This is a genomic window from Variovorax pasteuri (assembly GCF_051216435.1).
Taxonomy (GTDB): domain Bacteria; phylum Pseudomonadota; class Gammaproteobacteria; order Burkholderiales; family Burkholderiaceae_C; genus Variovorax.
This window is the reverse complement of the sequence record NZ_JBPJZS010000001.1, coordinates 80,511-95,335: the sequence shown is the minus strand read 5'-3', so window position 1 is coordinate 95,335 and position 14,825 is coordinate 80,511. Positions and strand designations below refer to the sequence as shown.

Here is a 14,825-nt window from a genome sequence, read left to right as displayed (position 1 = left end):
AACTCAAACCCATTTAGTCCGTCCGTCACGAATCACATAATGGCAGCGAACCTTCCCCCGAAAAGCGTCAACGCTCGGGAACAGGCTCACCTTCTCGACGCCAGTAAATCTCCAATGCGGCTTCTTCGACCTGTCCAGCGGAACGAGGATTCGATGACTTTGTTTGCACGGGCAGTCGAAAGCCATCCACTTCGGGTAGTCGGCGCTACCTACGAGAACCATGCCGCGAGTCGGAAGACGATCTGGAACTTCGTCTGCAGCGTCGACAACGGCGACAAGGCGCCAGAGGCGAAAGGGAAGCCACTGCGTCCATGGAAACTTCATTTTGACCAACCCAGGTCTAAAAAAGGCTCACTCATGCCTACGCCGTACTTACCCCCAGTTGGGTCACAGTAATGGTTTGACCGAGGCACGGCGAGGTTTGTCGACATTTCTCGGTCGTGCAGTCGTAAGAGGACCTCTCCAGGGGTTGGACTAAGACCATAGCCAACTAAACGTTCGAGCAGTTCACTGACCGCCGCCGCGGCCACAGCCGTCGTGTACGTCACCACTGCAGGCTCCGTCCTGCCGAGTACTGGCGCGTAGCCCTCACCTTCGAGGCGTCTGCGCTCCTCGGGGGTCATCAGTTCGGCGCCTGCGCGCGCGACGTCAATACGGTTGCGGCAGATTAGACACGCGTGGCCGGGGACCAAGGTGGTAATACGGCCATCAATACCCGTCATCTGTCCTTTGCTATCGGCCGAGAGAAGCACACCCATATCAATGACCGGAGTCAACAGGTAGTAGGGTAGGCGAGACAACACTAGGCGACCGGCGTTGTCGTCTGTACAACCGAAGACTATGTCGCAATCGCTTAGGCGTTTGGCCGTCGCTTCGACGTTGCATGTGGACTCGATCGCCTCGATCGAAGCCTCAGGTTGAATTTTTCGAATGTTATGAGTGGCAATTTCGACCTTCGGCGCATTTACGTCGCTCAAAGTGGAGCCGTACACTCGAGTGACGTTACTGGGAGCGAGCCTCTCCGGGTCGATAAGCAGAAAGCGTTTGACGCCGAGGCGAGCCAGTTGCTCGAGGACAGAAGACCCTGTACCGCCGCAACCCACGACGCCAACCTTGAGGTCCGCAAGAGCAGACTGAATAGGAGCGCCGAACGCCCGAACATTGCGGTCGTAGATTGCTAGTGGGTGTAGGGCCGTGCTCCCGAACGAGTGCATCAATTTTAGGCGGTCACCCACCACCCACAGCCTATCCAACACGGCGTCGGTCTCATTGGCAATTAGCACTCGGCCTGTGAAGGCGACCTCTCCTGCAGAGGGGCTGAAGATAAGAGTGCCATAGAACTCACGGTTCGTCCTAAGCCGGAACGTCTCCGCGAGTTCCTCGTCCACTTTGTCGTCCCACGAGCTCGGCGAGGGCCAGGACCCCTCTCCGGGGTGAGTGTGAAACCAGATGGCCACTGCGCCAAGTTGCTCCGCACGCGAAAGTGCCGGCACGTATCCATCTGACGAGATACCCAAACTGTCGACCTTACGAACGCGATAGGCCCTGTCGGGCACCGAGTGGTACTCCCGCCCCAGCAGTCGAATGCCGTCCGAAGTGGCTACGTAACTCGCGAGCAGTACCCCAGCGGTTTCTAACGGCTCGGAGGCGACGGTTCGCATCTGCTCATAGATAGCAGTCGTCAGGACTAGCGTCGCGGTCACTGCGCGCACCCCGAAACGCTCTTTCGCAGGTCACTGTCAATTAGGGCTAGAAAAGATTCCAGCGAATCACGGCCTGCGAGCCATTGATCCGGGTTAAGGTGACGTGACCAACGCTGCCAACGTCGCCCAAGATGATCCTCAAAGACATCTGTGTTGGCGATAACACGGCCATCTGCCCGTAACACCGCCGGCTCGAACCACCACATGTCCGGAGGAACGTCGGGATAGCCTAGGTTCAACCGCAGCAGGAGGTCTGCCGACAACACTGTGAATCCTGCCGGGAGCCGATATTTCGGAAGCAACAAGCAATTCATCCCTCCTTCCTGAAGCACCTGAAACGGGCTCCCCCGCTCGGTCAGGAAGGCCATCTCGGATGCGGGGAGGCTCATGTGATTAGGCTCCGGGATTGATTTGACTGGGCGCCGTAAAGAAGCGGTCACCGCTCTTGAGCTGAACTGTGTCGCCCACTTCAATCTTCACGTCCGAGCCGCCTGGAACGACGCGAAACAAGTCGCGGTCGGAGGGGATGCTGGCAAGGTCTCGCAGTTCTTGACCAGTGAGCGATGCGGTTTCTACCTTGTAGTGCGTTCGGTCAACCTGGATGTTGATGGGATGCGCGGCGGGCTTTTCTGCTTGGCTCATTGCTCAACTCCGATAGTGTGGTTGCATGATACCATGGTATCTTTTTTATTGACAACCAAGGTGACATGGTGAAAAAATTCGCCGTATGAAAAGCGCTAAAGCGATGACGATTCGCCTTTCCGAAGAACAGGCGGATGCGCTGGAGACGGTTGCGACCGTGGAGAACCGCCCCGTTTCAGAGGTGATTCGTGCGGCGATCGCCGAGCATGTGGACCGTGTGGCGCGTACACCAGATTTCCAGACGAGCCTGCGGGAAAAAATAAGCCGAGCTGAGCGTTTACTTAAAGCGTAGAGCCCGAAGAGATGGCATCCTCAGCCCTGCTTGTCCGCGCCGAAGTAGAACTGAGCCACCGGGGGTGCGGATAAAAACTTGGACTGGTTTTATGCCGTAAGTCCAAGACTCTCTCGGTACTCGATTGGGCTGAGAGAGCCCAGGGAGATCTTGATCCGTTGTTCGTTGTACCAACGGATGTAGGAGTCCACGGCCTGTACGAACTGCTCGATAGTTGTGGCCGGCCAATTGCGAGGATAGAACAGCTCGGTTTTCAACCGACCAAAGAAGCCTTCACATGCCGCGTTATCAGGCGAGTATCCCTTGCGCGACATCGAGCGAATCAGCTTCGCATTGGCGATGCGCGATAGCCAGCCTAGCCAGCGATAGTGGGCACCACGATCGGAGTGAACGACGGGCCGGTCTTCGGTATCTACCACCGTCTCGATGGCCGCATCCAGCAGCGTGTTGACGAGTTCAGCGTCCGGGCGCGTACCGAGCGACCAGCTGATAACCATGCCGTCGAAGCAGTCGATCATAGGAGACAGATACACCTTGCCGGCCGGGATCTGGAACTCCGTGATGTCAGTGAGCCACTTCTCGTTGGGCGCGGCAGCCCGGAAGTCTCGGTTGAGAAGGTTGTCTGGCGCCGGACTGATCTCTCCCAGGTATGAGCCATACCTGCGCCGCTTCGGCTTGGCAACGACCAAGCACTCTTGTTTCATCAGCCGCTGCACGACCTTCTCCGAGATGCTCGCGCGCTGCCTGGCCAGCGAAGCTTGCAGCCGGCGGTAACCAAAGCAACGGTGGTTGCACTCGAAGATGTCGGCGAGGGTTTGACGCACCTCGGCGTACTTTTCCGCAGCATCGAGCCGGGCTCGATGGTAGAAGTAGGAACTGCGTGCCAAGCCCACTTCGTCGAGCAGTTCCACGAGGGTGTATGTCTGCCTCAGGGCATCAACCAGCAGCGTCTTCTCCCGATTTGGTCAGGAGTTGTTGGTCGATGCCCCGGTCTTTTTTAGGATTTCACTCGCCTTCTTCAAGAGGTCTTGTTCGAGCTGCAATCGTCGGATGTCGCGTCGCAGGGCTTGGAGTTAGCGCTCCAGCTCCTCCCGTTCCGGGCCTGGCGGTAGATCATGTTGGCGCTTCATGGATGCTGGAACCTCACGGCCGAGTAGCTGGTTCTTCCAGTTGTACAACGTTGGCCTGCACACGCCCAGCTCTTGGGCCACGGCTTGTGCACTCTCCTGCCGCGTGCACAGCGCGATGACAGCTGCCTGTTTCATCGCTGGTGGCCTCACTAACCCGTTGGATCGGCCGACGACACGAATGTGCAGCTCGGGGTGTGATTCGTGGATCCAGGAACGCAGCGAATCGCGTGCCGGATAGCCCAACGCCCTTATGGTGAATGCAACGCAGCTCCCGTGATCAAGGTAGTGCCTGACAGCCACCTCTGTGGATTTCCGCGCTCGAACGACCCACATTTCCATCGAGCGGAAGTCCGTTGAAATGTCCTCCTCGGGCATTGTTCATCAGGCAGGTTGAGTGCTGCATGCGGATCAACGCCCCACGGAAAACCGGAGCACTTCGAGATGAAAATCAACAGCCAAACTGCATTTGAGCGGCGAAGCGGCCGCTGAACTGGAAAACACGGGCTCCCCTCATTCCGACGGCGACCCCTACGGTGCGCTCGGGCAGGTTCAGAGCGCCCGCTTCTGCGACCGCAGCGCAGGCGTTGTAATCCAATCAACCAGGGCAGTGATGCGCCCCAGGTCATGCGTGAGGATGCGGTCTGCATCTGCTCGCCGGTCCAGCACCCGCCGGGCGCTGGTGCCGTGGCCGTCCTCTCGTGCTAGTTGTCATTTCCCGTTTCGGCCGCAACATCGATGTTCAGAACACTTCATCGAACTTAGCAGGCGCGCACCGCCGACAACGTCGCCGTCCACCCGATGTACATCGAGTACATGGCCCCGGTGGGCGACAATCCCTGCTCTATGCCTCTTGAGATTGCGTTTCAGACGAGGGAGTTGCGTGCCACCTGTGAAAGCCCGACAAGGGCAAAGCGGGAGCTTGGCGAGCCGGGCAGCAAGGCACTGCGCAGAGCACTGGCCGACATGAACGCGGTTGATTCTGTGGCCGAACTTTTTCAGATGGGGATCGGAATTGAGAATTGCACTCAGGGGCAAGGGATGCTACGGTTCCATCTCAGCGAAGGACTCAGCCTCTACTGCCATGCTAATCATCAAAGCGTGCCGATGAACCGCGAAGCGATTGATTGGGCCCAAGTGACGAGGCTCAAGCTCATCAGGATCGGGGACGGCAAGTGAGCGTCTCCGCTGAATTTAGCCCCGCATGGGCATCGCCCCCTGGGGAGACCGTTCGTGAACTCGCGCAACGCAAGGGGTTAACACCAGCGGTCGTTGCTCGCGCGCTTGGTGTGGTGGAGAACGACCTACCTCGCGTGCTCGATGGCGCCTTACCCATCGACGAAGCGAGAGCTGAAGGGCTCGCGGCGTTGATAGGCGCCAGCCCTCGGTTTTGGCTTGCACGGGAGGCGCAGTACCGGCAAGCCCTTCAGTCCATTCAGGATGACGCCCGTGCGTGGATGTACAGCCTTCCGTTCGCCGACATGGCTAAGTTTGGATGGCTTGATGCCGCGAACACCGCGGCGGACAAGCTTCGTCATGCTTTCGCCTTCTTCGACGTGTCGAGCGTTGATGAATGGCGGGAAGCTTGGCTTTCTGAACATGCCGGTCTTACGGCATACAGAACGTCCCCCGTCTTCGCTACGCAAGCTGCATCTGCTGCAGCTTGGCTCAGAAAAGGTGAGCTGGCAGCGAGCCGCATTCGCACGGCTCAATGGTCCCGCGCGGACTTTGAGTGCCTTTTATCGGACCTGAAGCCGCTGACGAGAGTTGAGCAGCCTGCTGATTTCATTCCCGAACTGCAGCGCAGGTGTGCCGAGTGCGGCGTCGCAGTTGTCATCGTCCGAGCGCCCAAAGGTTGCCCTGCAAGTGGTGCAACGCGGGTCAGGAATGGCCAAGCCATCCTTCAGCTCAGTGCTCGGTATCTGCGTGACGACAGCTTCTGGTTCACGTTCTTTCACGAAGCCGGGCATCTGATCCTGCACGAGGATCGCCTGTTTCTCGAATGGTCAGAGAAGCGACACCTCGATGAGAAGGAAGAGCAGGAGGCCAACGACTTCGCTGGCAAGGTCTTGATGCCGCCGGCGCAGGAGGCTGCGTTACGTGCGCTACCTCATGAGTACAAGGCCATCATGAGGTTTGCCCGCAATCTGTCGGTTTCACCGGGCATCGTTGTGGGTCAGCTTCAGCATCGAGGCTTAGTGCCAAGGGAGAAGCTCAACTTTTTAAAGAAGCGCTACACCTGGGGATAACCACTACCCGCGGAATGGAAGGTACTTGCCGGGGCTCTTCTGCCAGTTGCACATGGCGTCCTCCATGACTTGCATTCCAACGCCGAGGTGTTTCTCGAGGACGGCTACGCGCGACTCGAGGATCCGAGCGCCTGTGTTCGAGTCGATCTGTCCGTCGAACAGAAGGCGCGCGCCCTTCTTTGGGCCGGTGGCTTCGTTCATGTAAGTCGAGTTGGCGTCTATAGCCGCGAGGCCGACCTTTGCGAGCATCGTGAGGTAGTCGAAGCGTCCTGTTCTTCCGAAGCTCATGACGGCGGCCATCGAGTCGTAGAGCAGTGCAAACGCAAGTCGAGAGTTGCCCTCGGCCTGGGCCAGAGCGTCCGCAATCATCTTGTCATGCGAGCTATTGGCGTTGATCCATTCGACATAGGTCCTAACGACAACCCCCGTGCCGCGCGCGCCCTGCTTGAGCGACTCGTACTTGCGGTGGTTACCGAACTTGCCCTTGAAATCGGCGCGGTTGTACTCGAGCCACTCGCTATAGGCCTTCGGGTCAACGACGACTCGCGCCCAGGTCCAGGGAGTGTCTTCGTGCGCGCCGTACAGCTCTCGCGCCAGCATCCATTCGGTGCGCAGGTTCCGACCGCAGTGGGTGGCCAGAAACACCAGCCAGAAGGCTTCTTCCCGCTGTCCATTCGCCGCTGTGAGCATCGCGGCTCTGATGGGGTCGAACATGTCGCTTTTAGGGTCGACACGTGATGGGTTGATGGGTCTCGCTCGTACTTTTTGAACGTATTCGACTCGCTGAAGGCTGTCAATAAGCTGGCCCACGAAGGCCCAAAGGTTCTCCACGGGGACGATGCCCGTCAACGGCATCTCGTCCTTGTGAAACTCCATCAGTTTTGCCTCGAGTTCTTCTCTGCGCTGTTCCTTCTCGGGGCCTTTCATGTTGGTTCCTTCGTCGGGGTTGCCTCTTCATCGAAGAACGACAACTGTTCTTTCTCGGGGGTGAGCTTGTAGCGCCTCTTGATGTACGTCGAGTAGACGTCGTCTTGGATGCGTCGCTTCAGCCGCTTTATCTCAGGCTGGTTGTTCGGTGCGAGACCAGCCTTGTAGATCGCCAGCAACGTGGCCAAGTCTGCCCAGTACGTGTCCATGGTGTCGTGGGGGACAGGTATGTCGCCCCCGTCGATGCGCACCTTCTTCTCGAATTCGAGGAGGCTCTTCACGGCGGCCCAGGGATCTCCCTTTGGCATCGGAGGCATCGGGCGATGTGTCTGCCAGCCTTCGTTCAAGAATCGGAGTGCTTTGTCGTGATGCTCGTCGTACAGATGCAAGCTGCCGACGGCGTGCTTGTATTCGCCCAGCTCGATGCCCAACGACCGGGAGACCAGCTCCTGAAGCATGGTGAACGTGAACACATCGTGGGGTAGGCCCAGCCAGGCGTCGTTGGAGCGCATGGACGTCAACAAGTGCAGCCGGCCGTCACGGACGAGGAACTGGAGCGTACAGGTGCAAGGTATGTCGCGGTGGGGCACCAGTGTGTCGGTACGGTCGAACAGCTGCAAGACGGCTTGTCTTGAGTCGCGCTTCTCCCCCAACAGCTTGATGACGCGGTGGACCTGGTCATTTGGCGACTTACCGAACAGGCGCGGGCCATACGCGCCGAAGATGGTTTTCCTGTCATCGGAGAACTCGTGGTAACTAGGGATGTAGTGCTGGATGAAATCCAGCCGTTTGGTGCCGGCGAGTATCCAGAGCAGCTCGCCCAGGCAGCTAAACAACAGGCCTCGCGATTCAGACCTGCTGAGGCGAACCCTCGGCGCTGAGAGTTTTAGGAGCATGCCACTGATTTCCCGTGCCGGACCTTTGGATGGCTCTATGGCAGTGCCACGCGCGAGGATCTGTTTGTATACCTTGATTAGCAAATCGTCGAGGGAGTCGGCTGCAAGGTACACGACGGGCTCCCGGCTTCAGATGAAAAGACAGAGCTGGGGTGTATCGAGAGCGGCTTGGCGGGCCGGCTCCGCCGCCCGCCGACCGATCTGCACAGCGTCTCGAGCGGAGATCGCGGCAGCGCCGTGTTGAAGCGCGCGCCGGCGTTGGGCAGCTGTGACGTCGTAATGGGGGTGTCGAGCACCGCGATGGAAGGCGCGCGCAGATACGCCGATACCAGCTGCAAATTCATGCAGCTCCTGGATGCTATCCGCCATAAGGTGAAACCACGCATAACCGTGCTTCAGGACTTCGGCATCGTCGACATAAACCACTCTTTGCTTTCTCCCTCGTGGCGGAATCTAGCATCTGAAGCTAAATGCGTCAGCCGAACTTTCCCAGGGGTCGCGATGGTGGAGGCCTGTTGGCGCCGGCCGAAAATTGACCCTCCGGGGGTGCGGATAAAAACTTGGACTGGTTTTATGCCGCAAGTCCAAGGTTCACCCGGTATTCGATAGGGCTGAGAGAGCCAAGAGAGATCTTGATCCGCTTCTCGTTGTACCAGCGGATGTACTACGAGTCGACCGCCTCGATGAATTACTCAATGGTGGCGTTCTTCCAGTCTCGAGGATAGAACAGCTCGTTCTTCAGCCGACCGAAGAAGCCTTCGCAAGCTGCGCTATCAGGTGAGCATGCCTTGCGAGACATCGAGCGGGTGTCCCGCGGAGTGGGGTTCATAGATCAAGGGTCTCCTCACGACCGGGTTTTGCTCAACGGTACGACTGACCGGTTGTGGCCGACAGCCGAAGTCTAGCCCGCCGGCCGGGGTGCTATCGCTTCGTCAAGATGGGATGGCTGTTTGCTTACCGGCAACGGAAGCCCACCCACGTCAAAGTAGCAGGTCGCGTCGGGCTAAGCTGCCGCGGGCATCTAGGCGCAGGATCGGACGTTCGAATCTGCACTGAGCTCACCGCACTTGAGAGGCCCTGACCATGAAGCTGATGACAGTCGAGATGACTCACGAGAGCGGCACGGACATCGCGAGTTGGTCTACCAGCGGAGAGATCCCACTGGCCGAAACCTTCGACCGACTCATCCGCGTCCTGGCAGAAACCAGGAAGACGATGGAGCCGGCTTTTTCTGAGACGCTGCCCGTGCTCATCAAGGACCCGCCACAGGTCGATGGGGCCGCTTGGCAGTGGTCGATTCAGCTCGATGGCAGCTTGGTTCTGAACCTCCGTCACCCCGGGCTTGGCTGGCTCGGCGTCCGAATGCCGGACGTGGATCTCTTTCACGAGAACCTGACGAACGTGATTGACCAACGAAACGCGCTACGCGACGAACTTGCACCTCCGTCCGGCTGAGTCGACCATCACAACTTGGCCGCTGCTACGCGAGCGATGCAGTCCATCTGCTCGCATTGTTTGCGCGCTATTTCAACCGCAGCCAACAGCTGGGCAGTTCTTACCGGGTCCAATCGCCCGCCCCTTGTGACTCGGCTGACGTCTTGCAGGGCAGACTCCACAGCAACCACCCAAGCCGCTAACCTCGGTTGTATCGATGGGCTAGATGGAATACTCGAGATCGATGATCAAGCTTGGATCGAACTCTTTGTTCTCGATCCTGCCGCTCCAGTTCACGTAGCCGCGCGGGTTGGAAACGACTCGACAAGAACGGACTCGATAGTCGAACTGTTGATGCGTGTGACCATGCACCCAGAGCACTGGTACGTCGAAGAACGTATCCGGAAGCTCGTTCACAAACGCACCCGAAGCCCAGTCATCGGCGTAGCGCTCTGCGAGCGATCCGCGATGAGGTGCATGGTGCGTTACGACCACCGTCGGTCCGGCGAACGGTTCCGAAAGCTTCTCCCGCAGCCAGGCTCGCTGTGCCTGGTGAATCCGCAGCGTGTCGGCCGCTTGGAGCTTTCTTCCCTGCTTGTAGCGCCAAGTATTGGGCTCCGCCGACTCGTCGACCGTGCGGATCAGTGCGTAGTCGTTCAGCAGGTTGGTCGCCATCTTCATGGCACGCCGGACATCGCTGACCGGACCTTCAGGGGTCTCGATGGCGAGTTCGAAGTCGGTCCACAACGTTGCACCGAGGAAGCGTACGCCGTCGATCACCAGCTCGTCACCGTCGAGCAAATGGACATTGCTGCCCGCGGCTTCGCGGCGCGCTTCGGCCAGTGTTGTGTCCAACCGTCCGTCGTAGTACTCGTGGTTACCGAGGAGGTAGATCACGGGCTTGCCGCGAAAGCGATCCGCCGCCCATTGGACGGCGCGCTTGGCCGGTGAATGAATGTCGCCGGCGAGGATAACGACGTCGAATTCGAGATCTGGCATCGGCTCGAACGGTGCGAACTCGAGGTGGAGGTCGGAAAGAACCAGTACTTTCATTGGGATGCCCCTTCAAAGCGAGCGCGAAGCTCGGCACTGGCCTTGTCGTCGAAGCCGGTGAACGAGCCGCACACCACCAGATGGTCCTTGCAGCAAGCGAACTGCCAGTAGGCATCGTCGAGCGCGACCCAGGGCTCGCCAACCGCATCGTGGATCTGGAGCCACGCGAGGATCTCTCCTTCGCGCTTCTTGTACGGCGGCGGAAGGCCAAAGCCCGAATGAGGCGTGGCTCCAAGGATGCGCGCCCGGATGTCGCTGGAGAACGGTTTCAGCAAGCTTCGGTAGAGAAGCTGCTCGCGCCATGATGAACTGATCACGATCTTCACGTGTGGGAACTCGCGCAGCAGTGCCTCCAGTCGCGGCAGGAAGCAGAAATCGGCGCCGCCATTGAGGATGTGATCTTCCCCCTCCGGATGAAGCACGCCGTCGAAGTCGAGGAACAGGATCACCTTGAATCTCCTAGCCCATATCCACCAGCCCTCATACGACACCGCCGTGTTGAATCGCGATCAGGATCGATCGCACTTTGTCAGCGCCGCCCCCGAAAGCAAACGCCGCCGGCGTTTGACCATCAAGCAGTTCGTGCGGCTTGTTCAACCAAGCTTGGGTTGCTGCGCCGAACACTTGGGTCGCGAGATTCAGTAAGTCCTGTGGCGGGCTTTCCAACCCAGCCTCCTCCTGGGGACTGCGCGGCCACGCCAGATGCGAGCCCATGTCGACGCCGAAGGCCCGGAACGGCGCCGTGGCAGGCATCAGGCCTTCGCCGAGATAATCAACGCTTCGGTGAAGATGACCGTGGACCACCAAATGGACGCCGAGCTTCACGGCGAGTTCGTCGATCGCCTTCCAGCCGTGTGGATGGGCCGACGGCGCCTCGTGCGTCGCCAGGATGTCGGCGGGTCCGCTCCGCAGCAACCGCTGGTACTCATCCAGGAAGATGGAGGATCGGTGCTTGCGGGAGATACCGTCGCGCCACCGTTCCTCGCGCTTCATGGTACGGCGCATGGCGTCGCTCGACTGGAACGCCGCCTCCTCGATCGGTCGCCGCGGGTCCCAGATCTTGCTGCGGAAGATGCCGCCCAGGCCTGCGACCTTGTACCCGGCGATCTCGACGATGCGGCCGTGCAGGTTGCGGGTGGCGAGCTCTGATCCCCACAGGTTGTCGTAGTCGGCGTCGGAGTCCGTGTCGTGGTTCCCGTGGATGAACCAGATCTCGGTTACATCCAGGATCGGCCTTAGCTCGTCGTGCAGAGGTCGGCGCGCCTGGATGTCGCCCAGCAGCACGATCGCCTCAGGCTGAAAGTGCTCGACCGCGGCGATCACCGGATCGAGGTCGCCGTGCGGGTCGCCGAAGAACATCAGCTTGGGCTTCGACTGTTGATGTGCGGATCGCGCGTGGAGGCCCGACGGGATGAGAGGTGTCATTTCATGTGCCGACTGGCGGTTCATCGGCCAGCCGCGAACCGCAGGAAGTGCGAGCGCAGTTCCTGGAAGCTGTCTTGATCGAACGCACGCTTGGGATCGGTGAGCACGAGCCGTTCGAAGCCTGCGTCGAAGCTCGAGGGCCAATCGTCAAGTGCGACCCACTCTGCGTCATGGCAGCCGTTTCCGTCGAGCCAGGCCTGGATCTCTAACTGGCGTTGATGTCGGACGACGACACTTGGGTCAATCTGCGGCGTCGCTCCGATGATCCGGTGCCGGATGTCATCGCTGAAATACTGTTGCAGTTGCTCGATGCTTTCGGCCAGTCGCCAATCCGACGAGATGACGATATCGACAGACCTGAACTCGCGCAGGAGCTCTTCCAGCCGCGGCAAATGACTGAAGAAGCTGCTGCTGCTGAACGAGTAGTCCGCGCCGACAGGATGAAGAACACCGTCTACATCCAGGAACAGCAGATCGCTGGAGTCACCGGCGCGGCCGGGGGCGTCGTGGATCGGCATCGCTTTCACCATTGAGACCTCACCCCCGGCAGAAACAGTGGTGTCTTATAGAGGTCGGCGATCTGCGTGGGATTGAGCCGCTTGATTTCCTGACTACGGCCGAGTCGCCAAGGAACATCAATTTGGGCGGCGTGCCCAAGGGAGAGAGGAGGAGAAAACTGATTCGGCTGAACATTCTGGGCTCCTAGATGGAGCCAAAAATGTCAGCTCCTTAAGACTGTGGAACGATGGCGAGAAGAGGCGATGCCACCACTGCTATTCGGTTCGCCGACTGGCCTGAACATCCCGAGCGAATCACCACGCGCATAACCACACCTGCATCGATGCAGACGCATTTGGCGGTGGTGGCCGAGAGCTTGAACATGGGGTATTCGTAAAAGTTAGAGGTGAACTAACAAGTCGATCTTAGCTGTAGGCACTGCAGTCAAGCAACACGCAACTAGCCCCTCCTGCTTGCTTTATGAGGGGTATACGACTCTATTGCCCCGTTTACGACTCTATTTGAATGTTTACGACTTTATTAGGTGAGATTAGCTGGAAACCCGCATTGTCGAACTCACTCCACCGTCACACTCTTCGCCAGGTTGCGCGGCTTGTCCACATCGGTCCCGCGCGCACACGCCGTGTGATACGCCAGCAGCTGCAGCGGCACCACATGCAGGATCGGCGAGAGCGCACCGTAGTGCTCGGGCATGCGGATCACGTGCAGCCCTTCGCTGCTCCTGATCTGCGTGTCGCCGTCGGCCAGCACATACAGAACACCGCCGCGCGCGCGCACCTCCTGCAGGTTGCTCTTGAGCTTTTCGAGCAGCGCGTCGTTGGGCGCCACGGCCACCACGGGCATCTCGCTCGTCACCAGCGCGAGCGGGCCGTGCTTGAGTTCGCCGGCGGCGTAGGCCTCGGCGTGGATGTAGGTCACTTCCTTGAGCTTGAGCGCACCTTCGAGCGCAATCGGGTAGTGCAGGCCGCGACCCAGGAACAGCGCGTTCTCCTTGCGTGCGAAGTCCTCGGCCCAGCCGATGATCTGCGGCTCCAGCGCCAGTACCGACTGCAGCGCGACCGGCAGGTGGCGCATCTCCTTCAGGTAGCGCGCCTCGTCGGCATCGCTCAAATGGCCCTTGGCCTGCGCAACGGCGAGCGTGAGCAGGAACAGGCCCGCCAGCTGCGTGGTGAAGGCCTTGGTCGACGCCACGCCGATTTCCACGCCGGCGCGCGTGATGTACGCCAGCTTGCACTCGCGCACCATCGCGCTGGTGGCCACGTTGCAGATGGTCAGGGTCTGTTCCATGCCGAGCGATCGCGCGTGCTTCAGGGCGGCCAGCGTGTCGGCGGTTTCGCCCGACTGGCTGATGGTGACGACCAGCGTCTTGGGGTCGGGCACGGAGTCGCGGTAGCGGTACTCGCTGGCGATCTCGACCTGGGTGGAGATCTTCGCGATGCCTTCGAGCCAGTACTTGGCGGTGCAGCCGCTGTAGTAGCTGGTGCCGCAGGCCAGGATGAGGATCTTGTCGATGTCCTGGAACACGCGGTGCGCGCTCGCCCCCGTGGCACCGTCCTGCCCGATGCCGTCGAACAGCTCGGGCACGATGCCCTCCACGCCCTCGAGCGTGTCGCCGATGGCGCGCGGCTGCTCGAAGATTTCCTTCTGCATGTAGTGCCGGTACGGGCCCAGTTCGGCCGCGCCGCTGTGGGCGTGCACGGTGCGCACCGGGCGCTGTTCCGCGGACAGCGGCTTGTGGTTCTTGTCGACGATCCAGTACTTGCCCGGCTGCAGGTCGACCACGTCGCCCTCTTCCAGGTAGACGATCTGGTCGGTCACGCCGGCCAGGGCCATGGCGTCGCTGGCGAGGAAGTTCTCCGCGCCGTCCTTGCCCGCACCCAGGATCAGCGGCGAGCCCGCGCGCGCACCGACCACGCGCTGCGGTTCGTCGCGGCAGATCACGGCAATGGCGTAGGCGCCGTGCAGTTGCAGCACGGCGGCTTTCACGGCCTCGAACAGGTCGCCGTCGTAGAGGCTGTCGACCAGGTGGGCGATGACCTCGGTGTCGGTCTGGCTCTCGAACACATAGCCCTTGGCTTCGAGCGCGGCGCGCAGGGGTTCGTGGTTTTCGATGATGCCGTTGTGCACGAGCGCGATGCGCCCGGGGCGCACGCCTTGCGCATCGGCGCCGGGGCCGTGGCTGAAGTGCGGGTGCGCGTTGTGCACGACCGGCGCGCCGTGCGTGGCCCAGCGCGTGTGGGCAATGCCGGTGAGGCCTTCGACCTTGTCGTCGTGCACCTGCGCCACGAGGTCGGCCACGCGCGAGGTGGTGCGCGCCCGGGTCAGGCCGCCGGCATGCACCGCCACGCCGCACGAGTCATAGCCGCGGTACTCGAGCCGCTGAAGGCCCTGGACCAGGACCGGAACGATGTTGCGATGGGACGCTGCCCCGACGATGCCGCACATGGTGAGCTGCCTTTGAATGAAGAAGAGACTGAATGGTAGGTAGACAGAGAAGAAATATGTTTTCTTAGTTCGATTGTTTTCGGACTTTTATTTCTTCATTTCGCTTCATTGGA

Annotated in this window: 16 protein-coding genes and 2 pseudogenes; 4 read left to right on the top strand and 14 right to left on the bottom strand. The window is 60.1% G+C overall.

Annotation, left to right across the window (positions count from 1 at the left end; all coding sequences use genetic code 11):
* Positions 1 to 3 precede the first annotated feature (3 nt).
* The 4 genes from ACSFBM_RS33945 to ACSFBM_RS00465 are packed head-to-tail and all read right to left on the bottom strand — an operon-like array spanning position 4 to position 2,345.
* Complete coding sequence (locus ACSFBM_RS33945; protein ID WP_475544599.1) at positions 4 to 324, bottom strand: ubiquitination-like system serine protease family protein; 321 nt, start codon at positions 322 to 324, stop codon at positions 4 to 6.
* Positions 321 to 1,703, bottom strand: coding sequence for a ThiF family adenylyltransferase (locus tag ACSFBM_RS00475; RefSeq protein WP_435482644.1), 1,383 nt, complete (start codon positions 1,701 to 1,703; stop codon positions 321 to 323). The genes ACSFBM_RS33945 and ACSFBM_RS00475 overlap by 4 nt, the downstream gene beginning before the upstream one ends.
* A complete protein-coding gene (locus tag ACSFBM_RS00470; protein ID WP_435482643.1) occupies positions 1,700 to 2,092 on the bottom strand; it encodes an E2/UBC family protein in 393 nt (130 codons plus the stop codon). Before ACSFBM_RS00470 ends, ACSFBM_RS00475 begins: the two co-directional genes overlap by 4 nt.
* Before the next feature lie 4 nt (positions 2,093 to 2,096).
* The gene (locus ACSFBM_RS00465) at positions 2,097 to 2,345 is read right to left on the bottom strand and encodes a multiubiquitin domain-containing protein (protein WP_435482642.1); all 249 of its coding nucleotides are present in this window, start codon (positions 2,343 to 2,345) and stop codon (positions 2,097 to 2,099) included.
* A 103-nt stretch (positions 2,346 to 2,448) separates the two neighbouring features.
* Here ACSFBM_RS00465 and ACSFBM_RS00460 point away from each other — a divergent pair, with 103 nt between their 5' ends.
* Positions 2,449 to 2,637: a DUF6290 family protein gene (locus ACSFBM_RS00460; protein WP_435482641.1), complete on the top strand. Its 189-nt coding sequence runs from the start codon at positions 2,449 to 2,451 to the stop codon at positions 2,635 to 2,637.
* Positions 2,638 to 2,726: 89 nt separating this feature from the next.
* Here ACSFBM_RS00460 and ACSFBM_RS00455 read toward each other — a convergent pair.
* A pseudogene (locus ACSFBM_RS00455) lies at positions 2,727 to 4,088 on the bottom strand (IS3 family transposase); the annotation flags it as partial.
* Positions 4,089 to 4,565: 477 nt separating this feature from the next.
* Here ACSFBM_RS00455 and ACSFBM_RS00450 point away from each other — a divergent pair.
* Together ACSFBM_RS00450 and ACSFBM_RS00445 are read left to right on the top strand one after the other, a co-directional pair.
* A complete protein-coding gene (locus tag ACSFBM_RS00450; protein ID WP_435482640.1) occupies positions 4,566 to 4,943 on the top strand; it encodes a hypothetical protein in 378 nt (125 codons plus the stop codon).
* On the top strand, positions 4,940 to 6,013 hold the full coding sequence (locus tag ACSFBM_RS00445; protein WP_435482639.1) for an ImmA/IrrE family metallo-endopeptidase: 1,074 nt from the start codon (positions 4,940 to 4,942) through the stop codon (positions 6,011 to 6,013). Before ACSFBM_RS00450 ends, ACSFBM_RS00445 begins: the two co-directional genes overlap by 4 nt.
* Positions 6,014 to 6,016: 3 nt before the next feature.
* Here the strand turns inward: ACSFBM_RS00445 and ACSFBM_RS00440 are convergent, their stop codons facing one another.
* The 4 genes and pseudogenes from ACSFBM_RS00440 to ACSFBM_RS00425 form a co-directional block, all read right to left on the bottom strand.
* Entirely contained in the window at positions 6,017 to 6,940 is a 924-nt protein-coding gene (locus ACSFBM_RS00440) for an alpha-glutamyl/putrescinyl thymine pyrophosphorylase clade 3 protein (RefSeq protein ID WP_435482638.1), read from the bottom strand.
* A complete protein-coding gene (locus ACSFBM_RS00435) occupies positions 6,937 to 7,950 on the bottom strand; it encodes a thymidylate synthase (protein ID WP_435482637.1) in 1,014 nt (337 codons plus the stop codon). The genes ACSFBM_RS00440 and ACSFBM_RS00435 overlap by 4 nt, the downstream gene beginning before the upstream one ends.
* Before the next feature lie 15 nt (positions 7,951 to 7,965).
* Entirely contained in the window at positions 7,966 to 8,262 is a 297-nt protein-coding gene (locus ACSFBM_RS00430) for a DUF4031 domain-containing protein (protein ID WP_435482636.1), read from the bottom strand.
* A gap of 145 nt (positions 8,263 to 8,407) precedes the next feature.
* A pseudogene (locus ACSFBM_RS00425) lies at positions 8,408 to 8,641 on the bottom strand (IS3 family transposase); the annotation flags it as partial.
* Positions 8,642 to 8,919: 278 nt separating this feature from the next.
* Between ACSFBM_RS00425 and ACSFBM_RS00420 the strand changes: the two are divergent.
* The gene (locus ACSFBM_RS00420; protein WP_435482635.1) at positions 8,920 to 9,291 is read left to right on the top strand and encodes a hypothetical protein; all 372 of its coding nucleotides are present in this window, start codon (positions 8,920 to 8,922) and stop codon (positions 9,289 to 9,291) included.
* 201 nt (positions 9,292 to 9,492) lie between these two features.
* Here ACSFBM_RS00420 and ACSFBM_RS00415 read toward each other — a convergent pair whose 3' ends face one another.
* From ACSFBM_RS00415 to glmS, 5 genes are all read right to left on the bottom strand, one after another.
* Positions 9,493 to 10,323 (bottom strand): metallophosphoesterase, encoded by an 831-nt coding sequence (locus ACSFBM_RS00415; RefSeq protein ID WP_435482634.1) that lies wholly within the window; start codon positions 10,321 to 10,323, stop codon positions 9,493 to 9,495.
* Positions 10,320 to 10,772, bottom strand: a complete 453-nt coding sequence (locus ACSFBM_RS00410) for an HAD domain-containing protein (RefSeq protein WP_435482633.1) — start codon at positions 10,770 to 10,772, stop codon at positions 10,320 to 10,322. Before ACSFBM_RS00410 ends, ACSFBM_RS00415 begins: the two co-directional genes overlap by 4 nt.
* A 31-nt stretch (positions 10,773 to 10,803) precedes the next feature.
* Positions 10,804 to 11,772 (bottom strand): metallophosphoesterase, encoded by a 969-nt coding sequence (locus tag ACSFBM_RS00405; protein ID WP_435482632.1) that lies wholly within the window; start codon positions 11,770 to 11,772, stop codon positions 10,804 to 10,806.
* Positions 11,769 to 12,266, bottom strand: coding sequence for an HAD domain-containing protein (locus ACSFBM_RS00400; RefSeq protein WP_435482631.1), 498 nt, complete (start codon positions 12,264 to 12,266; stop codon positions 11,769 to 11,771). The genes ACSFBM_RS00405 and ACSFBM_RS00400 overlap by 4 nt, the downstream gene beginning before the upstream one ends.
* Positions 12,267 to 12,822: 556 nt before the next feature.
* Positions 12,823 to 14,712 carry a glutamine--fructose-6-phosphate transaminase (isomerizing) gene (gene glmS / locus ACSFBM_RS00395; RefSeq protein WP_435482630.1) on the bottom strand — a complete coding sequence of 630 codons (1,890 nt, stop codon included), beginning with the start codon at positions 14,710 to 14,712 and terminating at the stop codon, positions 12,823 to 12,825.
* Positions 14,713 to 14,825 lie beyond the last annotated feature (113 nt).